The following is a 17,213-nucleotide window of genomic DNA, read 5'->3' as shown; positions in this document are numbered from 1 at the left end:
GACCTTCACGACTTCATAGAGACAAAGGATTATCACCACCGTGGCGAAGATCGCAGACAGCATCGACTCGGCCCAGGCCGAGAACGTCGAGTCCTACTCGACCGAGACCCCGGCCTCTGAGGCCCCGGCCGCCCCGCGCGCCGTCCTCTCCGTTCCCGGCGCGGCCGTGGGCCGCCGCAAGGAGGCCATCGCGCGCGTGCGCCTGGTCCCCGGCTCCGGAAGCCTCACGGTCAACGGCCGTGAGTTCGCGGACTACTTCCCGAACAAGCTGCACCAGCAGCTCATCACCGACCCGTTCAAGGTGCTCGACCTCATCGGCTCCTACGACGTCGTCGCCCGCATCACCGGCGGTGGCCCCTCCGGCCAGGCCGGCGCCCTGCGCCTCGCCATCGCGCGCGCTCTCAACGAGATCGACCGCGAGAACAACCGCCCGACCCTCAAGAAGGCCGGCTTCCTGACCCGCGACGCTCGCGTCACCGAGCGCAAGAAGGCCGGTCTCAAGAAGGCCCGCAAGGCGTCGCAGTTCTCCAAGCGCTGACGCTCCCGAGCGTCTAGGCTTCGGTCCATGCCCCGCCTTTTCGGAACCGACGGCGTTCGCGGTCTCGCGAACGGCAGTCTCACCGCCGACCTGGCGCTCGGCCTTGCGCAGTCAGCTGCTGCTGTACTGACGCAAGGCCGAAGCGCCGAGGCGCGCCGCGCCGCCGGCAAGCGCCCGTCGGCCATCGTCGCCCGTGACCCGCGCGTCTCGGGCGAGTTCCTCTCCGCCGCCGTCGCGGCCGGGCTCGCCAGCTCCGGCATCGACGTGTACGACGCGGGAGTCATCCCCACGCCGGCCGCGGCGTTCCTCATCGCCGACTTCGACGCGGACTTCGGTGTGATGGTCTCGGCCTCGCACAACCCGGCGCCCGACAACGGCATCAAGATCTTCGCCCGTGGCGGCACCAAGCTGCCCGACATCGTCGAGGACCGCATCGAGCAGCACCTCGACCTCGAGAAGCTGACCCCGACAGGTGCAGCGGTCGGACGCATCCGCCGGTTCGCCGACGCCGAGGACCGCTACGTCATCCACCTGCTCGGCAGCCTCCCGCACCGGCTCGACGGCATCCACGTCGTGCTCGACTGCGCCCATGGCGCGGCCGCCGGCATCTCGCCGGAGGTCTTCACCGACGCCGGCGCCCGCGTCACGGTCATCGGCGACGCGCCGGACGGCATGAACATCAACGACGGCGTCGGGTCCACACACCTCGACAAGCTGGCGGAGGCCGTGCTCGCGGCCGGCGCAGACGTCGGCATCGCCCACGACGGCGACGCGGACCGCTGCCTCGCCATCGACGCCGACGGCAACATCGTCGACGGCGACCAGATCATGGCGATCCTCGCGGTCGGCATGAAGCAGCGCGGCAAGCTCCGCGACGACACCCTCGTCGCCACTGTGATGAGCAACCTCGGCCTGAAGCTCGCGATGCGCGACCACGGCATCCGCGTGGTCGAGACCGCCGTCGGCGACCGCTACGTGCTCGAGGAGATGAACGAGCACGATTTCTCGCTCGGCGGCGAACAGTCCGGCCACGTCATCATGCGCGAGTTCGCGACGACCGGTGACGGCATCCTGACGGGGCTCCACCTGCTCAGCGAGATGGCCCGCCAGGGGAAGACGCTGGCGGAGCTCGCGAGCGTCATGACGGTGTACCCGCAGGTCATGGTGAACGTCAAGAACGTCGACCACCACGCGGTTCACACCGACGAGGGTCTCCGCGCCGCCGTGAAGACGGCCGAGAACACCCTCGGCGACAGCGGGCGCGTCCTGCTGCGTCCCTCCGGAACCGAGCCGCTGGTCCGCGTCATGGTGGAGGCCGCCGACCAGGAGACCGCGGAGCGCCTGGCGGGCGAGCTCGCCGACGTCGTGCGGGAGCGCCTGGCCTTCTGACGCCTCCATCGAGTGGTGAGTAGGTGCGCCTATTCCCGCCGAGTTGCGACATCTTGTCACCACTCGGCGGGAATTGGAGCATCCACTCACCACTCGGCGACGCGCGTCGCGGGTTAGCGGGACTCCTGTGCGCGGCGGGCGGCGATGAAGTCGGCGACCGAGTAGGCGCGGGAGCGATCGGGCAGCATCTCGGTGCCGTACAGCCCGCGCATCAGCTCGCCCGGGTCGACGTTGAGCGCGGTGGCGAGCCGGACGATGGTGTGCAGCTCCGAGTTGGCTTCGCCCCGCTCGACGCGGCCGTAGTTGGTCACGTGCATGTCGGCCAGGTTGGCGATGTCCTCCTGGCTCATGCCGAGCGCGATGCGCGCTTCGCGGACACGTCGGCCGAACAGTTCGGCGGCGTGAGAGCGTGGAGTTGCCATGCCTCATGCCTAGAGGATGTGCGCATGCACGGCCAGAGCTTGACTGCCCAGCACTTTTGAGCACTGGGTCTCTAAGCCCTACAGCTTGCGCAGGAGCACCGAGCTGACGGCGTGATCCGAGTCCTTGCGCAGGACGAGCTTCGCGCGCGAGCGGGTCGGCCGGATGTTCTGCACCAGGTTCGGCTCGTTGATGCTCGTCCAGATGGAGGCGGCGCGGGCCCGTGCCTGTTCCTCGGTGAGGGTCGCGAAGCGGTGGAAGTAGGACTTCGGGTTCGCGAAGGCGCCCCGCTGCAGCTTCAGGAACCGCTCCTCGTACCAGTGCGCGATGTCGCGGGTGCGGGCGTCGACGTAGATGCTGAAGTCGAACAGGTCGCTGACGGCCAGGCGGTTGCCTCCGCCGGCCGGCTGCAGGACGTTGAGCCCCTCCACGATCAGGACGTCCGGCCGGCGGACCACGATCTCGGCGTCCGGCACGATGTCGTAGCTGAGGTGCGAGTAGAAGGGCGCGCGGACCTCGGGGGCGCCGCTCTTGACGGCCGTGACGAACCGCAGCAGCGCTTTGCGGTCGTAGGACTCGGGGAAGCCCTTCCGCTCCATCAGCCCTTGGCGCTCGAGTTCTGCGTTCGGGAGCAGGAACCCGTCGGTCGTGACGAGCTCCACGCGCGGGGTGTCGTCCCAACGGGAGAGCAGCTCCCTGAGGAGGCGCGCGATCGTCGACTTGCCCACGGCGACGGAGCCGGCGACGCCGATGACGAACGGCGTGCTCGCGGCGCGCTCTCCGAGGAAGTCGTTGGTGACGCGGTGCAGCTGCTTCGTACCGCCGACGTAGAGATTGAGGAGGCGGCTGAGAGGGAGGTAGACCTCTTCGACCTCGCGCATGTCGAGCGGATCGCCGAGACCGCGGAGCTGGACCACCTCGGTCTCGAGCAGCGGGAGGCGCGTGTTCTGGGCCAGCTCGGCCCAGTCGGTCCGGCTCAGCTCGACGAAGGGGCTGGAGGAGTCTCCGTTCGGAAGCATAGGGCCCCCAGTCTAGGGGCGGCCTCCCAGCCGGGCTTCATCCGGGCCCACGATAGACTCGAATCCATGTGTGGAATCGTGGGGTACGTCGGTACCGACAAGAGCCTCGAGGTACTCCTCGGCGGTCTGAAGCGCCTGGAATACCGTGGCTACGACTCGGCGGGCATCGCCGTCATCGGCCCGGACGGGGCACTGGGAACCGCCAAGAAGGCGGGCAAGCTGTCGGTACTCACCGATGAACTGCAGGCGAACCCCATCCCGAACGGCCAGACCGGCATCGGCCACACCCGGTGGGCGACGCACGGCGGTCCGACCGACGTCAACGCGCACCCGCACCTGGGCGACGAGGGTCGCCTCGCCGTCATCCACAACGGCATCATCGAGAACTTCGCCACCCTGAAGGACGAGCTGCTCGCCGACGGGTTCGCCTTCGAGTCCGAGACCGACACTGAGGTCGCCGCCGTCCTGCTCGGCCGCGAGTACCGCCGCACCGGCGACCTGCCGGAGGCGTTCCAGGCCGTCGTCTCGCGCCTGGAGGGCGCCTTCACACTGTTGGCCCTCCACCAGGACCAGCCGCACGTCGTCGTCGGCGCGCGCCGCAACTCGCCGCTCGTCATCGGGCTGGGCGATGGCGAGAACTTCCTCGGATCCGACGTCGCGGCCTTCGTGGAGCACACCCGTCGCGCCATGGCGATCGGCCAGGACCAGATCGTCACCATCACCCCGGAGAGCGTCACCGTCACCGACTTCGTGGGCGCACCCGTCGAGGTCGAGCCGTTCGAGGTCGCGTGGGACGCCTCCGCCGCCGAGAAGGGCGGATGGTCGTCGTTCATGGCCAAGGAGATCGCCGAGGAGCCGGATGCCGTGGCGAACACGCTGCGCGGCCGCCTCGTCGACGACGCCGTTCACATCCCCGAGCTCGACGCCCTGGGCGACGAGTACTTCGCGGGCATCGACCGCATCACCATCATCGCGTGCGGCACCGCGGCGTACGCCGGCCTGGTCGGCAGCTACGCCATCGAGAAGTGGGCCCGCGTCCCCGTGACCGTCGAGCTGAGCCACGAGTTCCGCTACCGCGAGCCGGTGCTCACCGCGGGCACACTGGTGATCTCGATCAGCCAGTCGGGCGAGACCATGGACACGCTCATGGCCGTCAAGTACGCGCGCGAGGGCGGCGCCAAGGCGATCTCGGTCTGCAACACGCAGGGCGCCACCATCCCGCGCGAGTCGGACGCGGCGCTGTACACGCACGCCGGCCCGGAGGTCGCCGTCGCCTCGACGAAGGCGTTCGTCGCCCAGATCACGGCCCTGTACCTGTTCGGTCTGCACCTCGCACGGGTCCGCGGCACGCTGTCCGCGGCGCAGCAGCGCGACTCCATCGACGAGCTGCAGGCGGTGCCGGAGAAGATCGCGACCGTGCTCGAGTCGCACGCCGAGATCGCGCAGCTGGCCAAGTGGATGTCGGACACCCGTTCCGTGCTCTTCCTCGGCCGTCACGTCGGCTACCCGATCGCGCTGGAGGGTGCGCTCAAGCTCAAAGAGCTGGCGTACATCCACGCCGAGGGTTTCGCCGCCGGCGAGCTGAAGCACGGCCCGATCGCTCTGATCGAGCCCGGCCAGCCGGTCTTCGTCGTCGTTCCGAGCCCCCGCTGGTCGGACGAGCTGCACAAGAAGGTCGTGTCGAACATCCAGGAGATCCGGGCGCGCGGCGCACGCGTCATCGCGATCGCCGAGGCCGGCGACGCCGCCGTGCTGCCGTTCGCCGACGAGGTCATCCGCATCCCGCTCGCCGCCCCGCTCTTCGAGCCGCTGCTGGCGGTCGTGCCCCTGCAGATCTTCGCCATGGAGCTCTCCGCGGCCAAGGGACTCGACGTCGACCAGCCGCGCAACCTGGCCAAGTCCGTCACCGTGGAGTGACGCCGTGATCTCCGGCATCGGGGTCGACGTGGTCGATCTGGCACGCTTCGAGCGGTCGATCGCACGCACCCCGAAGCTGCGCGAGCGGCTGTTCACCGAGGCCGAGCGCCTACTGCCTGTGCACTCCCTCGCCGCCCGGTTCGCCGCGAAGGAGGCGCTGATCAAAGCGCTGGGCGGTTCGGAGGGCGTGCGCTGGCACGACATGGAGATCGTTCCGGACGAAGAGAGGAACCCCGGTTTCGTGCTGCACAACGTCGTCGAGGCGCAGGTCCGCGAGCGCGGCATCGTACGCATCCACGTGTCGATGTCGCACGACGCCGGGATCGCCACGGCATTCGTCGTGACGGAGTGCGCGCCGTGACGGCGGCGTTCCGGGAGCGCGTCGTCGATCTGGATGCCGTGACGGCCAACGTCGCCCGGCTGCGCGAGCTCGTCGGCACGCCGCATGTCATGGCCGTCGTCAAGGCGGACGCGTACGGGCACGGTGCGGTGGAGAGCGCTCGCGCCGCCATCGCCGGCGGCGCCGATTGGCTGGGCGTCGCCGAGATCGCGGAGGGTCTCGCGCTGCGGGAGGCGGGCATCACCGCCCCCGTGCTCGCCTGGCTGCACGACCCGGACGAGGATTTCGCAGCTGCCGTCCGTGCCGACCTCGATCTGGGGCTGTCCTCGCCGGCGCAGCTGGAGGCCGCCGCGGCCGCACGCCAGGGCGAAGCGCCCGTGTTCGTGCAGCTGAAAGTCGAGACCGGGCTGAGCCGCAACGGCGTCGCGGAGCAGGACTGGGACGCCGTCTTCGCACGAGCACGCGAGCTGGAGTCCAGCGGCGACGTCGTGGTCCGCGGCATCTTCTCGCACGTGTCCAATGCCTCGCCGGAGGACGACCGCGCGGCCGTCGGCGTGTTCGAACGGGCCCTCGCCCGCGCAGCAGACGCCGGCCTCACACCGCAACTGCGTCACATCGCGGCCAGCGCCGCCGCGCTCTCACTGCCGGAGGCGCGCTACAACCTGGTACGGCTGGGGATCGCGGTGTACGGGCTGTCCCCGTTCGGCGGCTCGGCTGCCGAGCTGGGCCTCCGGCCGGCCATGACCGTCCGGGGGCGGGTCGCCGCGGTGCGCCGGGTGCCCGCCGGGAAGGGCGTCTCGTACGACTACACGTACCGCACCGAGCGGGAGACGACGCTGGCGCTGGTTCCCCTGGGGTACGCCGAGGGCATCCCGCGTCACGCCTCCAACCGCGCTCCGGTCTCCATCGGCGGCCGGACCTTCCGGATCAGCGGCCGCGTCGCGATGGACCAGTTCGTGGTGGATGTGGGCGACCTCGACGTGCAGGTCGGCGACGAGGTCGTCCTGTTCGGCGATCCGGCGACGGGTGTCCCGAGCGCGGACGACTGGGCGGAGGCCGCCGGCACCATCAACTACGAGATCGTCACGAGGCTGGGAGGCCGGCTGACGCGCACGTTCGTGGGCGGCGGCCGGTGATCGCTTCCTTCCCTCTGCCCGCTGAGCGCCGCATCGCGACCGCGGACGACATGCACGCCCTCGGCCTCGAGCTCGCCGGGCAGCTGCGGGCGGGCGACCTGGTCGTGCTGTCCGGGCCGCTCGGCGCGGGCAAGACGACGCTGACGCGCGGGATCGGCGAGGGACTCGACGTGCGCGGCCCGGTGACCAGCCCCACCTTCGTGCTCGCGCGGACGCATCCCAGCCTCACCGGCGGCGCACCACTCGTCCACGTCGACGCGTACCGGCTGTCGAGCGCCCTCGAACTCGACGACCTCGACATCGACTTCGCCCGGTCGGTCGTGGTGGTGGAGTGGGGCAGCGGGATGCTCGACGGAGTCGCGGAGTCGTGGCTGGAGGTCGTGATCGAGCGGCCGACCGGAGCCGACGAGAGCGGGCCGACCGACGAGGAGGTCGATTCCGACGAGGTGGATGAGCCCCGCACGGTGACCATCACCGGCTTCGGTCCGCGCTGGCTGCCGGGGCCGGGCGCCCCCGATCCCGCTTAAGCTGGACGCATGCTGCTCGCCATCGACACCTCCGCCGGCACCAGTGTGGCGGTCGTCGACCGGGATGCCGGCGTCCTCTCCGAGATCGTCGAGACGGACACCATGCGGCACGCCGAGGTGATCGGGACGCTGATCGACGAGGCGCTCACGGTCGCCGGCGTCGAGGTGCGCGCGCTGTCCGGCGTCGTCGCCGGGATGGGACCCGGTCCGTTCACCGGGCTCAGGGTCGGCATCGCGGCCGCGAAGGCCTTCGCCCTCGGCGCCGGGCGGCCGCTCGTCCCCGTCGTCAGCCACGACGCCGTCGCCTACGACCGCTACGCGAACGGGTTCACCGGACCGTTGCTGGTGGTCACCGACGCGCGCCGTCGCGAGCGCTACTGGACCGCCTACTCCGGCGTCGACGAACTCGGTCTCCCGCTGCGGCTGGACGGCCCCGGGCTCGCGAAGCCCGACGACCTCCCGCATCCGGACCTGGAACGCATCGACGCCGACGTGGTCCCCGCCGGCCGCCTCGGGATGATCGCGGAGCTGCGCTTCGCCAACGGCCTCCCGATGGACCGCGACGAGGCGCTGTACCTGCGCTCGCCGGACGTGACGCCGTCCGCGGGTCCGAAGCGGGTGACCGCGTGACCGAGCCGCGCGCGCAGGGCGGGCATGTCGCGTACCAGCTGCGGCGGGCGAACCCCGACGACGTGGCCGCGATCATGGAGCTGGAGCGCTCGATCTTCGTCAGCGATGCCTGGTCGGAGCGGTCGATGCTCGCCGAGGTCACCGGAGCGCACGGCTACTACCTCGTCGCCTTCGAGCCGGAGACGCCCGAGCGCATCGACGGCTATGCGGGGCTGCTCGCGCCGCGCGGGGGAGGCGAGGGCGACATCCAGACCATCGCCGTCGCACCGCACGCACGGCGCCGCGGCCTCGGCCGCACGCTCATGCTCGCGCTCATCGGGGAGGCCCGCCGTCGCGGCGCCCGCGAGGTCTTCCTGGAGGTGCGGGCCGACAATCCGGGCGCTCAGACGCTGTATCGCGAACTCGGCTTCGAGGAGATCGGCGTGCGCCCCCGCTACTACCAGCCGGACGGCGTCGACGCGGTCGTGATGCGCCTCGCCGTCCCGACCCCGGAGACCACGACCGCATGAACAGCCCCGCATCCTCCGAGTCCGGACCTCTCGTCCTCGGGATCGAGACCTCCTGCGACGAGACCGGCATCGGCATCGTCCGCGGCACCACCCTGCTCGCGAACACCATCGCGTCGTCGATGGAGGAGCATGCGCGCTACGGCGGCGTGGTCCCCGAAGTCGCGGCGCGTGCGCACCTCGAGGCACTGGAACCGACACTGCGGACGGCGGTCGCCGACGCGGGCATCGAGCTGGCAGACGTGGATGCGATCGCCGTCACGAGCGGACCAGGGCTCTCGGGTGCGCTGATGGTGGGTGTGGGCGCCGCGAAGGCGCTCGCCGTCTCCCTCGGCAAGCCGCTGTACGCGGTGAACCACCTGGTGGGCCATGTCGGAGCGGACCTGCTCGACGCGTCGGGCGGCCCGGGCCATCCGGTGGAGCTGCCGACGATCGCCCTGCTCGTCTCGGGAGGGCACACCTCCTTGTTGCTGGTGCGCGACCTGGTGTCCGACGTCGAGCTGCTCGGCGAGACCATCGACGACGCCGCGGGGGAGGCGTTCGACAAGGTGGCGAGGGTGCTCGGCCTCCCATACCCCGGCGGCCCGCAGATCGACCGCGTCGCTGCGGACGGCGACCCCACCGCGATCCGCTTCCCGCGCGGTCTCACCCGGCCGAAGGACCTCGAGCACCACCGCTACGACTTCTCGTTCTCCGGGCTCAAGACGGCCGTGGCGCGCTGGGTGGAGCAGCGGCAGGACGCGGGCGAGGAGGTGCCGGTCGCCGATGTGGCCGCGTCCTTCCGCGAGGCCGTCGTGGATGTGCTCCTGACGAAAGCCCTCGCTGCCTGCCGGGACCACGGCGTTCCGCGCCTGCTGCTGGGCGGCGGCGTCGTGGCGAACGCCCGGGTGCGGCAACTCGCCGTGAAGCGGGCGGCGGAAGCCGATGTCGCGCTGCGCATCCCCGCCCTATCGCTCTGCACCGACAACGGCGCCATGATCGCGGCGCTCGGCGCGCAGCTGATCCTCGCGGGTCACGGCCCGAGTGAACTGACCTTCTCCGCCGATTCGACTCTCCCCGTCACGGAGATTCAGGTCAGCCGCTGAGTCGTACTGCGTTGCACTCACGCGGCGGCCCTGCCACGATGGAACCGATACAGCGTTCTCTCAGGAAGAATCGACCCCGGGGGACGCCGACCACCAGCTTCCAGCGATGAAGGAGATGGGTCCCATGACCGATCCGAACGCCCCCACCGACCCGGTGGACCCGAACACCCAGAACGGCTCGGTCCCTCCACCGCCTCCCGTGCCTCCGGCAGCGCCCGCCGGCGACGCCGACGCCGTGCCGCCGCCCGCGCCGGACTACGGCCAGCAGCCGCCTGCGCCGGGTTACGGCCAGCAGCCGCCGGCTCCCGGGTATGGCCAGCAGCCGCCCGCGCCGGGCTACGGCCAGCAGCCGCCGGCTCCCGGGTACGGCCAGCAGTACCAGCAGCCCTACGGCCAGCCGCAGGGCCAGCCAGGATACGGCCAGCCCGCCTACGGTCAGCCCGCGCCCGGCTATGCGCAGCCGTACGGACAGCCGGCCGCCAAGTCGCCGATCCTGAGCATCCTCTCACTCGTCGGCGGCATCGTCGGCATCGTCATCAACCTCGCGTGGGGCATCGGCTTCCTCTTCGGAATCGCCGCGGTCGTGCTCGGCTTCATCGGCCGGCGCAAGGAGCCCCAGGCGCGCGGCTTCTGGCTGACCGGCATCATCCTCGGCTTCGTCGCGATCGCGATCGCGATCATCTACTGGATCTTCCTCGCGATCATCTTCGCCAGCCTGGCGACGTACGGGAACAACTACAACGGCTGACCGCTCGCGCTGACAGCGGCTCGGCTCAGAGCCGCTCGGCGAGCAGCGCCGTGTGCCGCCCGGCCACCCTGGTGAGGATCAGGGTGGCCGGGCGGTCACCGTTCAGCCCCAGACGACGGCGCAATGCGGCGGGATCCACATCCACGCCGCGCTTCTTGATCTCCAGGGTGCCGATCCTGCGCTGACGGAGGGCCCGCTTGAGGTCCTTCTCGCCGTAGGGCAGGGTCTCCAGGATGCGGAAACCGGCCGCGAACGGCGTCTGCTGCGGTGCGTCCGCGGTGATGTATGCGATCTGCTCGGAGAGCATCCGGCCACCGATCCGCCGGGCGAGGTCGCCGATGAGGCGCGCCCGGATGACGGCGCCGTCCGGCTCGTACAGGTACTCCCCGAGCGGTCCCGTCTCCACGTCGGGACTGTCCGCATCGGCAGTGAGCTCGTCCGCCTGGTCGCCGTGCAGGACCAGTGCGGCGCGGCGGATCCCCGGGCGTGCGAGCGCGCCGAACCAGAGCCCCAGCTCGACCACCTGGCCGTCGGCCGACACCCACTGCGCCTCCGCGTTCGACGGGATGAGGTCGCGGTCGAACCCCGGGCCGAGCTTCAGCCCGACCGATCGACCGGTGGCGAGCTCGTAGGCGAAGCCGAGCGACGGCGTGTAGTCGTCGGGGTCGACGAGGCGCTCGGTCTGGGTGTGTCCGGCGGTACGACGCGCTGGATCGAGGAAGACGCCGTCGATCGAGCGGAGGTCGACGTCCTCAGCGCGGCCGTGCTCGACGGTCGCCGACGGGAACGGTGCGAGGTTGAAGGAGGCGATCGCCGCGGTGACCTCGTCGGCCTCGACGGCCCTCACCTCCAGCTCCAGCGCTGCGAGGGCCAGCGCGTCGCCGCCGATCCCGCAGCCGAGATCGGCGACCCGGCGCAGACCCGCGGCGCGGAACCGTCCCGCGTGCCGCGCGGCGACCGGGAGGCGGGTCGCCTGCTCAAGCCCGGCCTCCGTGAACAGCATGCTGCTGGCGAAGTCGCCGAACTTCCCCTGGGCCTTGCGGCGCAGCTTGGACTGGGTGAGAACGGCGGCCACGAGCGCGGGGGAGTGACCCAGCTTGCGCAGATCGGAGACGATGCGGAGCACATCCTGCTCGCTCCGGTAGGGCGGGAGCGAGTCGAGCAGCCGGAGGCCCTCTGGGCTCAGCAGTGCGACCAGCTCGGACCGTTCCATGGCGTCCAGGCTACCCTGGCACTCACGTTGCGGGACTGCTAACGCACCCCCTAGACTCGTGTTAGCACTCTCACTGCGAGTTTGCTAATCAGTCTTAGTCGAGACACTGTTCTTCACAGGAAAGGGGTCAACGTGTCGGTCTCCATCAAGCCGCTCGAGGATCGCATCGTCATCAAGCAGGTCGAGGCTGAGCAGACCACTGCTTCCGGTCTGGTCATCCCCGACACCGCCAAGGAGAAGCCGCAGGAGGGCGAGGTCGTGGCTGTGGGCCCGGGTCGCATCGACGACAACGGCAACCGCATCCCGCTCGACGTCGCGGTCGGTGACAAGGTCATCTACTCGAAGTACGGCGGCACCGAGGTCAAGTTCGGCGGCGAGGACTACCTGGTCCTCTCGGCCCGCGACGTGCTCGCGGTCGTCGTCCGCTGACGCACCCTTCTTCCGACGGCCCGGCTGCCCTGCGCAGCCGGGCCGTCGTCGTTTCCGGTGTCGGCCGCTCCGCCGCTCCGCCGCTCCGGTCGGACCACCGCTCCCCGGACCTCCCGATTCGTGACGAATGTGCATTTCGGCGCCGCGAAACCCGCGATTCGTGACGAACGTGCGCTGTGACTGCCAACCGATTCGTGACGAATCGGGGCTTTCCGCGCGGCGAAGGCCCGATTCGTCACGATTCCGGTGTCGGAGGGCGGCGGTAGAGTCGTGCGAGTGGCACCCTCCGACGACCTCACCACCCACCGCTCCTCAGGGCTGGTCTACGCGATCTCCGCGTACGTGCTCTGGGGCATCCTCCCGATCTACTTCCTGGCGCTCGCGCCGGCCGGGGCATGGGAGATCGTCGCCTGGCGCGTCATCTTCTCGCTCGGCTTCTGCGCGATCGCACTGACCGTCACCCGATCGTGGCGCCGGTTCGCCGCCCTGCTGACCGACGTGCGCGTCCTGTTCACGATGGGGCTCGCCGGGGCGTTCATCTACGTCAACTGGCAGACCTACGTGCTGGCGACCATCAGCGGGCACGTCGTCGAGGCCGCGCTCGGCTACTTCATCAACCCGATCGTCACGGTCTTCCTCGGCGTTCTCGTGCAGCGCGAGCGGCTCCGGGTCGCTCAGTGGGTCGCGGTCGGCGTCAGCATCGTCGCCGTCATCGTGCTCGCGGTCGGCTACGGGTCCGTCCCGTGGATCGCGCTCATCCTCGCGTTCTCCTTCGGCTTCTACGGGCTCATCAAGAAACGCGTCGGCGGCCGGGTGGATGCGCTCTCCGGCCTCACCCTCGAGACGATGTGGCTCACACCGGTGGCGATCATCCAGCTGATCGTCGTCGGAGTCACCGCCGGGTTGACGATCGGTTCGGACGGGGTCTGGCACGCGGTCCTCCTGGTCGGGGCCGGCGTCATCACCGCCGTGCCCCTGCTGTTCTTCGCCGCGGCGTCGCGACGGCTTCCGCTGGTCTACATGGGCTTCATCCAGTACTTCGCGCCGTTCATCCAGTTCGTCGTCGGCGTGGCCGTGCTGCACGAAGCGATGCCGCCGGAGCGGTGGCTCGGTTTCGCGATCGTCTGGCTCGCGCTGATCATCCTGAGCGTCGACATGATCGTCGCGGCCCGGCAGGGCAAGAAGGCCGCCGAACTCGATCTCGCACCGGTGGAGTAGCGCGCTGAGGCCCCGCCGAGAGGCGGAATAGGCGGCCAGGTTCTGCCGTTACCATTGAGCATCCACAGTCGCGCATCTTGATAGGGGTGAAATGGACCAGGCGGATCCGTTCGGATTCATCGGTTTGACCTACGACGACGTCATGCTGCTCCCAGCGCATACCGACGTCATCCCGAGTGAGGCGGACACCTCCACTCGCCTGACCAAGCGGATCTCGATGGCGACGCCGTTGCTATCGAGCGCGATGGACACCGTCACCGAGTCGCGCATGGCCGTCGCCATGGCGCGCCAGGGCGGCATCGGCATCATCCACCGCAACCTCTCCATCGAGGACCAGGCGTCGCACGTCGACAAGGTGAAGCGGTCCGAATCGGGCATGATCACGAACCCCGTGACCACGACGCCCGATGCGAGCGTCGAAGAGGTGGATGCGCTGTGCGGCCAGTTCCGGGTCAGCGGCCTCCCGGTCATCGAGCCGGACGGCACCCTGGTCGGCATCATCACCAACCGCGACATGCGGTTCGTGTCGCCGTTCGAGCGGTCGACCACCAAGGTCCGCGACGTGATGACCCGCCAGCCGCTCATCACCGCCCCGGTGGGCATCGACCCGGACTCCGCGGTCGCCATCTTCGCCGAGCACAAGATCGAGAAGCTTCCCCTGGTCGACGCCGACGGCAAGCTCCGCGGCCTGATCACGGTCAAGGACTTCGACAAGAGCGAGAAGTACCCGGACGCCACCAAGGACGACGAGGGCCGGCTCCGCGTCGGCGCCGCGATCGGCTTCTTCGGCGATGCCTGGGACCGCGCCATGACGCTGGTCGACGCGGGCGTCGACGTGATCGTCGTCGACACGGCCAACGGAGACAGCGCCGGCGTGCTCGACATCATCCGCCGTCTGAAGGCCGAGCCGCGCGCCTCCCACGTCGACGTGATCGGCGGCAACGTGGCGACCCGCTCCGGCGCCCAGGCGCTGATCGACGCGGGAGCCGACGCGATCAAGGTCGGCGTAGGACCTGGCTCCATCTGCACCACGCGCGTCGTCGCGGGTGTCGGCGTGCCGCAGGTCACGGCCGTCTACGAAGCGTCGCTGGCGGCCCGGGAGGCGAACGTCCCGCTCATCGCGGACGGCGGCCTCCAGTACTCGGGCGACATCGCGAAGGCGCTCGTCGCGGGTGCGGACAGCGTCATGCTGGGTTCGCTCCTCGCGGGGACCTCCGAGTCGCCGGGCGAGCTCGTCTTCGTCAACGGCAAGCAGTTCAAGAACTATCGCGGCATGGGGTCGCTCGGCGCCCTCCAGACCCGCGGCAAGAAGACCTCGTACTCGCGCGACCGCTACTTCCAGGCCGACGTTCCGAGCGACGAGCAGCTGATCGCCGAGGGCATCGAGGGCCAGGTGCCGTTCCGTGGTCCGCTCTCCGCCGTCGCGTACCAGCTCGTCGGTGGGCTGCGTCAGTCGATGTTCTACGTCGGCGCGCGGACGATCCCGGAGCTCAAGTCGCGCGGCAAGTTCGTCCGCATCACCGCGGCGGGCCTCAAGGAGTCGCACCCGCACGACGTGCAGATGGTCGTCGAGGCGCCCAACTACCGTCGCTGAGCCGCGGCTCCGCACCGACTGCGCCCTCCCGTCACAACTGCGCCTGCGCGCCGCACCGCAGTCGTGACGGGAGGGCGCAGTCGCGTCTCGGCCAGGTGCGTCAGCGGCGCGTGAGCTCGGCGATGCGGTCGACGGCCTCGGTCAGGACCTCGGGCGAGCAGGCGAAGTTGAGGCGCACGAAGCCGGCGCCCTGCGCGCCGAAGTCGGTGCCGGGGTTCACGGCGACGCGCGCCTCCTCCAGGATGCGCGAGGCCGGGTCGTCGCCCCAGCCCAGCTCCCGCAGGTCCAGCCACGCCAGGTACCCGGCGTGGGGCTCCCGGTAGCGCACCCGCGGCAGCCGGTCGGTCAGCAGCAGCGACAGCAGGGCGCGATTGGACTCGATCGCCTCGAGCGCACCGTCCAGCCAGCTGCGGCCGGAGCGGTAGGCAGCCTCCGTCGCGATGCGCCCGAACTGGCTCGTCCGCACCTCCACCTCGATCGGGAGCGAGTGGATGCGCTGCGCCTGCTCGGCAGAACCGGTGACGAACAGCGCGCACTTCAGCCCGGCGATGTTCCACGCCTTCGTTGCCGCATGCGCTGCGATGCCGACCCGTCGCGCCTCGTCGGACACCGTCAGGAACGGCGTGAAGGTCGCGTCCGAGTGCGTGAGAGGCGCGTGCACCTCGTCGCTGATCACATGGACGCCGTGGTGCGCCGCGAGCGCTGCCACCGCCTCCAGCTCGGCACGGGGATGCACCAGCCCGATCGGATTGTGCGGGTTGCACAGCAGGAGCGCCCGCGCCCCGCCGGCGAACGCGCGCTCCAGCCCGGCCAGATCGAGCGCCCACCCGGTGCCGTCGGCACCGCCCTCCAGCAGCGGCACCTCCTCGACGACGCCGCCGGCCTCAGGGATGAAATCGAAGAACGGCGGGTAGACCGGCGGGGTGATGACGACACGGTCGCCGGGTTCGATCAGCATCCTCAGCGACTCCACGATGACGACGCCCACGTCGGACGTCGTCCGCGTGCGGGCCGGGTCGACCTCCCAGCCCCAGCGGTCCCGTGCGAACTGGGCGAACGCCCGCTGCGTGCGGGTGTCCGGGCCGACGTACCCGGTGTCGCTGCGGTCGACGGCCGCGTGCAGGGCGTCGGCGACGGCGGGTGCCAGCGGGTAGTCCATCTCGGCGACGAACAGCGGGAGGACGTCCTCCGGGTAGGCGCGCCACTTCTCGCTGGTGCGCTGGCGCAGGCGGTTGAGGGGTTCGGCTTCGACGCTCACCCCTCCACTGTCCCACGCTCATCCGGCACCGGCCCAGGCCCATCCGGCACTGGCCGGGTCGGTCCCGCGGCCTAGACTGAAGCGCGTGAGTATGGAGATCGAGATCGGGCGCGCCAAGCGCGCCCGCCGTGTGTACGCCTTCGACGACGTCGCGGTGGTTCCGAGCCGCCGCACCCGTGACCCGGAGGACGTCTCGGTCTCCTGGACGATCGACGCCTACCAGTTCTCGATCCCCTTCATGGCGGCCCCGATGGACTCGGTCGTCTCTCCGACGACGGCGATTATGATGGGCCAGCTGGGCGGCCTCGGCGTGCTCGACCTCGAGGGTCTGTGGACCCGCTACGAGGACCCGGAGCCGCTGCTCGCCGAGATCCGCGAGCTTCCCGCCGAGCGTGCGACCTCCCGCATGCAGGAGATCTACTCCGAGCCGATCAAGCCCGAGCTCGTCACCCGCCGCCTGGCCGAGATCCGGGAGGGCGGGGTCACCGTCGCCGGCGCTCTTTCGCCCCAGCGCACCCAGGAGCTGTACGAGACCGTCGTGGACGCCGGGGTCGATCTGTTCGTCATCCGCGGCACGACCGTCTCGGCCGAGCACGTCTCGAAGAACGTCGAGCCGCTCAACCTGAAGAAGTTCATCTACGAGCTCGACGTACCGGTCATCGTCGGCGGAGCCGCGACCTACACGGCCGCGCTGCACCTGATGCGCACCGGAGCGGCCGGCGTGCTCGTCGGCTTCGGCGGGGGAGCGGCCTCCACCACCCGGTCGACGCTCGGCATCCACGCGCCCATGGCCACGGCCGTGGCCGACGTGGCGGGCGCCCGCCGCGACTACATGGACGAGTCCGGTGGACGCTACGTGCACGTGATCGCCGACGGAGGCCTCGGCAGCTCGGGCGACATCGTCAAGGCGATCGCCTGCGGCGCCGACGCCGTGATGCTCGGAACCACCCTGGCGCGTGCGACCGACGCGCCGGGCGGCGGCTGGCACTGGGGCGCCGAGGCGCACCACGCGCAGCTTCCGCGCGGCAATCGCGTCGCGGTCGGCCAGATCGCGCCGCTGGAGGAGATCCTCTACGGCCCGGCCCCCGTGGCCGAGGGCTCTGCGAATCTCGTGGGAGCCCTGCGCCGAAGCATGGCGACCACGGGATACTCGGACCTGAAGGAGTTCCAGCGCGTCGAGGTGGTCGTCGCGCCCTACCGGACGCAGTAGGACCAATGCCGGCCGAAGGCGGTCGGGGAGGGAGAG

Annotated in this window: 18 protein-coding genes; 14 read left to right on the top strand and 4 right to left on the bottom strand. The window is 70.4% G+C overall.

The window, feature by feature from the left end:
* Positions 1-40: 40 nt before the first annotated feature.
* Positions 41-538 carry a 30S ribosomal protein S9 gene (gene rpsI / locus SB754_RS12205; RefSeq protein ID WP_410782589.1) on the top strand — a complete coding sequence of 166 codons (498 nt, stop codon included), beginning with the start codon at positions 41-43 and terminating at the stop codon, positions 536-538.
* A 27-nt stretch (positions 539-565) separates the two neighbouring features.
* The gene (glmM, locus tag SB754_RS12200; RefSeq protein WP_410782588.1) at positions 566-1,927 is read left to right on the top strand and encodes a phosphoglucosamine mutase; all 1,362 of its coding nucleotides are present in this window, start codon (positions 566-568) and stop codon (positions 1,925-1,927) included.
* A 113-nt stretch (positions 1,928-2,040) separates the two neighbouring features.
* Here the strand turns inward: glmM and SB754_RS12195 are convergent, their stop codons facing one another.
* Together SB754_RS12195 and coaA are read right to left on the bottom strand one after the other, a co-directional pair.
* Complete coding sequence (locus tag SB754_RS12195; RefSeq protein ID WP_410782587.1) at positions 2,041-2,349, bottom strand: helix-turn-helix domain-containing protein; 309 nt, start codon at positions 2,347-2,349, stop codon at positions 2,041-2,043.
* A gap of 78 nt (positions 2,350-2,427) precedes the next feature.
* Complete coding sequence (gene coaA, locus SB754_RS12190; protein WP_410782586.1) at positions 2,428-3,366, bottom strand: type I pantothenate kinase; 939 nt, start codon at positions 3,364-3,366, stop codon at positions 2,428-2,430.
* A gap of 66 nt (positions 3,367-3,432) precedes the next feature.
* On the opposite strand from coaA, the gene glmS reads away from it, so the two are divergent.
* The 8 genes from glmS to SB754_RS12150 all read left to right on the top strand — a co-directional run bounded on the left by glmS (position 3,433) and on the right by SB754_RS12150 (position 10,255).
* Positions 3,433-5,283, top strand: coding sequence for a glutamine--fructose-6-phosphate transaminase (isomerizing) (gene glmS, locus SB754_RS12185; protein ID WP_410782585.1), 1,851 nt, complete (start codon positions 3,433-3,435; stop codon positions 5,281-5,283).
* Positions 5,284-5,287: 4 nt separating this feature from the next.
* Positions 5,288-5,644 carry a holo-ACP synthase gene (locus tag SB754_RS12180; RefSeq protein ID WP_410782584.1) on the top strand — a complete coding sequence of 119 codons (357 nt, stop codon included), beginning with the start codon at positions 5,288-5,290 and terminating at the stop codon, positions 5,642-5,644.
* Positions 5,632-6,759: an alanine racemase gene (alr, locus tag SB754_RS12175; protein WP_410782583.1), complete on the top strand. Its 1,128-nt coding sequence runs from the start codon at positions 5,632-5,634 to the stop codon at positions 6,757-6,759. The genes SB754_RS12180 and alr overlap by 13 nt, the downstream gene beginning before the upstream one ends.
* Positions 6,756-7,286: a tRNA (adenosine(37)-N6)-threonylcarbamoyltransferase complex ATPase subunit type 1 TsaE gene (gene tsaE, locus SB754_RS12170; protein WP_410782582.1), complete on the top strand. Its 531-nt coding sequence runs from the start codon at positions 6,756-6,758 to the stop codon at positions 7,284-7,286. The genes alr and tsaE overlap by 4 nt, the downstream gene beginning before the upstream one ends.
* A 9-nt stretch (positions 7,287-7,295) precedes the next feature.
* Positions 7,296-7,916, top strand: coding sequence for a tRNA (adenosine(37)-N6)-threonylcarbamoyltransferase complex dimerization subunit type 1 TsaB (gene tsaB / locus SB754_RS12165; protein ID WP_410782581.1), 621 nt, complete (start codon positions 7,296-7,298; stop codon positions 7,914-7,916).
* 74 nt (positions 7,917-7,990) lie between these two features.
* Positions 7,991-8,425, top strand: coding sequence for a ribosomal protein S18-alanine N-acetyltransferase (rimI, locus tag SB754_RS12160; RefSeq protein WP_410783315.1), 435 nt, complete (start codon positions 7,991-7,993; stop codon positions 8,423-8,425).
* Positions 8,422-9,507 carry a tRNA (adenosine(37)-N6)-threonylcarbamoyltransferase complex transferase subunit TsaD gene (gene tsaD / locus SB754_RS12155; protein WP_410782580.1) on the top strand — a complete coding sequence of 362 codons (1,086 nt, stop codon included), beginning with the start codon at positions 8,422-8,424 and terminating at the stop codon, positions 9,505-9,507. Before rimI ends, tsaD begins: the two co-directional genes overlap by 4 nt.
* 124 nt (positions 9,508-9,631) lie before the next feature.
* A complete protein-coding gene (locus SB754_RS12150; protein ID WP_410782579.1) occupies positions 9,632-10,255 on the top strand; it encodes a DUF4190 domain-containing protein in 624 nt (207 codons plus the stop codon).
* 25 nt (positions 10,256-10,280) lie between these two features.
* On the opposite strand, the gene SB754_RS12145 is transcribed toward SB754_RS12150, so the two are convergent.
* Positions 10,281-11,468: a THUMP-like domain-containing protein gene (locus tag SB754_RS12145; RefSeq protein WP_410782578.1), complete on the bottom strand. Its 1,188-nt coding sequence runs from the start codon at positions 11,466-11,468 to the stop codon at positions 10,281-10,283.
* 132 nt (positions 11,469-11,600) lie between these two features.
* Between SB754_RS12145 and groES the strand changes: the two genes are divergently transcribed.
* The 3 genes from groES (at position 11,601) to guaB (ending at position 14,709) form a co-directional block, all read left to right on the top strand.
* A complete protein-coding gene (groES, locus tag SB754_RS12140) occupies positions 11,601-11,897 on the top strand; it encodes a co-chaperone GroES (protein ID WP_018191921.1) in 297 nt (98 codons plus the stop codon).
* Positions 11,898-12,173: 276 nt separating this feature from the next.
* Positions 12,174-13,115: an EamA family transporter RarD gene (gene rarD, locus SB754_RS12135; protein ID WP_410782577.1), complete on the top strand. Its 942-nt coding sequence runs from the start codon at positions 12,174-12,176 to the stop codon at positions 13,113-13,115.
* Between the two features lie 91 nt (positions 13,116-13,206).
* Positions 13,207-14,709 carry an IMP dehydrogenase gene (gene guaB, locus SB754_RS12130; RefSeq protein ID WP_410782576.1) on the top strand — a complete coding sequence of 501 codons (1,503 nt, stop codon included), beginning with the start codon at positions 13,207-13,209 and terminating at the stop codon, positions 14,707-14,709.
* 100 nt (positions 14,710-14,809) lie between these two features.
* Here guaB and SB754_RS12125 read toward each other — a convergent pair whose 3' ends face one another.
* Complete coding sequence (locus SB754_RS12125; protein WP_410782575.1) at positions 14,810-15,967, bottom strand: MalY/PatB family protein; 1,158 nt, start codon at positions 15,965-15,967, stop codon at positions 14,810-14,812.
* Positions 15,968-16,058: 91 nt separating this feature from the next.
* Here SB754_RS12125 and SB754_RS12120 point away from each other — a divergent pair, with 91 nt between their 5' ends.
* On the top strand, positions 16,059-17,177 hold the full coding sequence (locus SB754_RS12120) for a GuaB3 family IMP dehydrogenase-related protein (RefSeq protein ID WP_410783314.1): 1,119 nt from the start codon (positions 16,059-16,061) through the stop codon (positions 17,175-17,177).
* Positions 17,178-17,213 lie beyond the last annotated feature (36 nt).

The organism is Leifsonia sp. SIMBA_070 (assembly GCF_046534635.1).
In the GTDB taxonomy this organism is placed as follows: domain Bacteria; phylum Actinomycetota; class Actinomycetes; order Actinomycetales; family Microbacteriaceae; genus Leifsonia.
Note: the sequence above shows the minus strand (reverse complement) of the source record. Positions and strands in the feature narration are given on the sequence as shown.

What these genes read in the sequence shown, in the direction of transcription:
- tsaB (WP_410782581.1), top strand. Translation starts at nt 7,296, where the DNA reads ATGCTGCTCGCCATCGACACCTCCGCCGGCACCAGTGTGGCGGTCGTC.
- glmS (WP_410782585.1), top strand. Translation starts at nt 3,433, where the DNA reads ATGTGTGGAATCGTGGGGTACGTCGGTACCGACAAGAGCCTCGAGGTA.
- SB754_RS12150 (WP_410782579.1), top strand. Translation starts at nt 9,632, where the DNA reads ATGACCGATCCGAACGCCCCCACCGACCCGGTGGACCCGAACACCCAG.
- glmM (WP_410782588.1), top strand. Translation starts at nt 566, where the DNA reads ATGCCCCGCCTTTTCGGAACCGACGGCGTTCGCGGTCTCGCGAACGGC.
- tsaD (WP_410782580.1), top strand. Translation starts at nt 8,422, where the DNA reads ATGAACAGCCCCGCATCCTCCGAGTCCGGACCTCTCGTCCTCGGGATC.
- SB754_RS12145 (WP_410782578.1), bottom strand. Translation starts at nt 11,468, where the DNA reads ATGGAACGGTCCGAGCTGGTCGCACTGCTGAGCCCAGAGGGCCTCCGG.
- rimI (WP_410783315.1), top strand. Translation starts at nt 7,991, where the DNA reads ATGGAGCTGGAGCGCTCGATCTTCGTCAGCGATGCCTGGTCGGAGCGG.
- coaA (WP_410782586.1), bottom strand. Translation starts at nt 3,366, where the DNA reads ATGCTTCCGAACGGAGACTCCTCCAGCCCCTTCGTCGAGCTGAGCCGG.
- SB754_RS12120 (WP_410783314.1), top strand. Translation starts at nt 16,059, where the DNA reads ATGGAGATCGAGATCGGGCGCGCCAAGCGCGCCCGCCGTGTGTACGCC.
- guaB (WP_410782576.1), top strand. Translation starts at nt 13,207, where the DNA reads ATGGACCAGGCGGATCCGTTCGGATTCATCGGTTTGACCTACGACGAC.
- SB754_RS12195 (WP_410782587.1), bottom strand. Translation starts at nt 2,349, where the DNA reads ATGGCAACTCCACGCTCTCACGCCGCCGAACTGTTCGGCCGACGTGTC.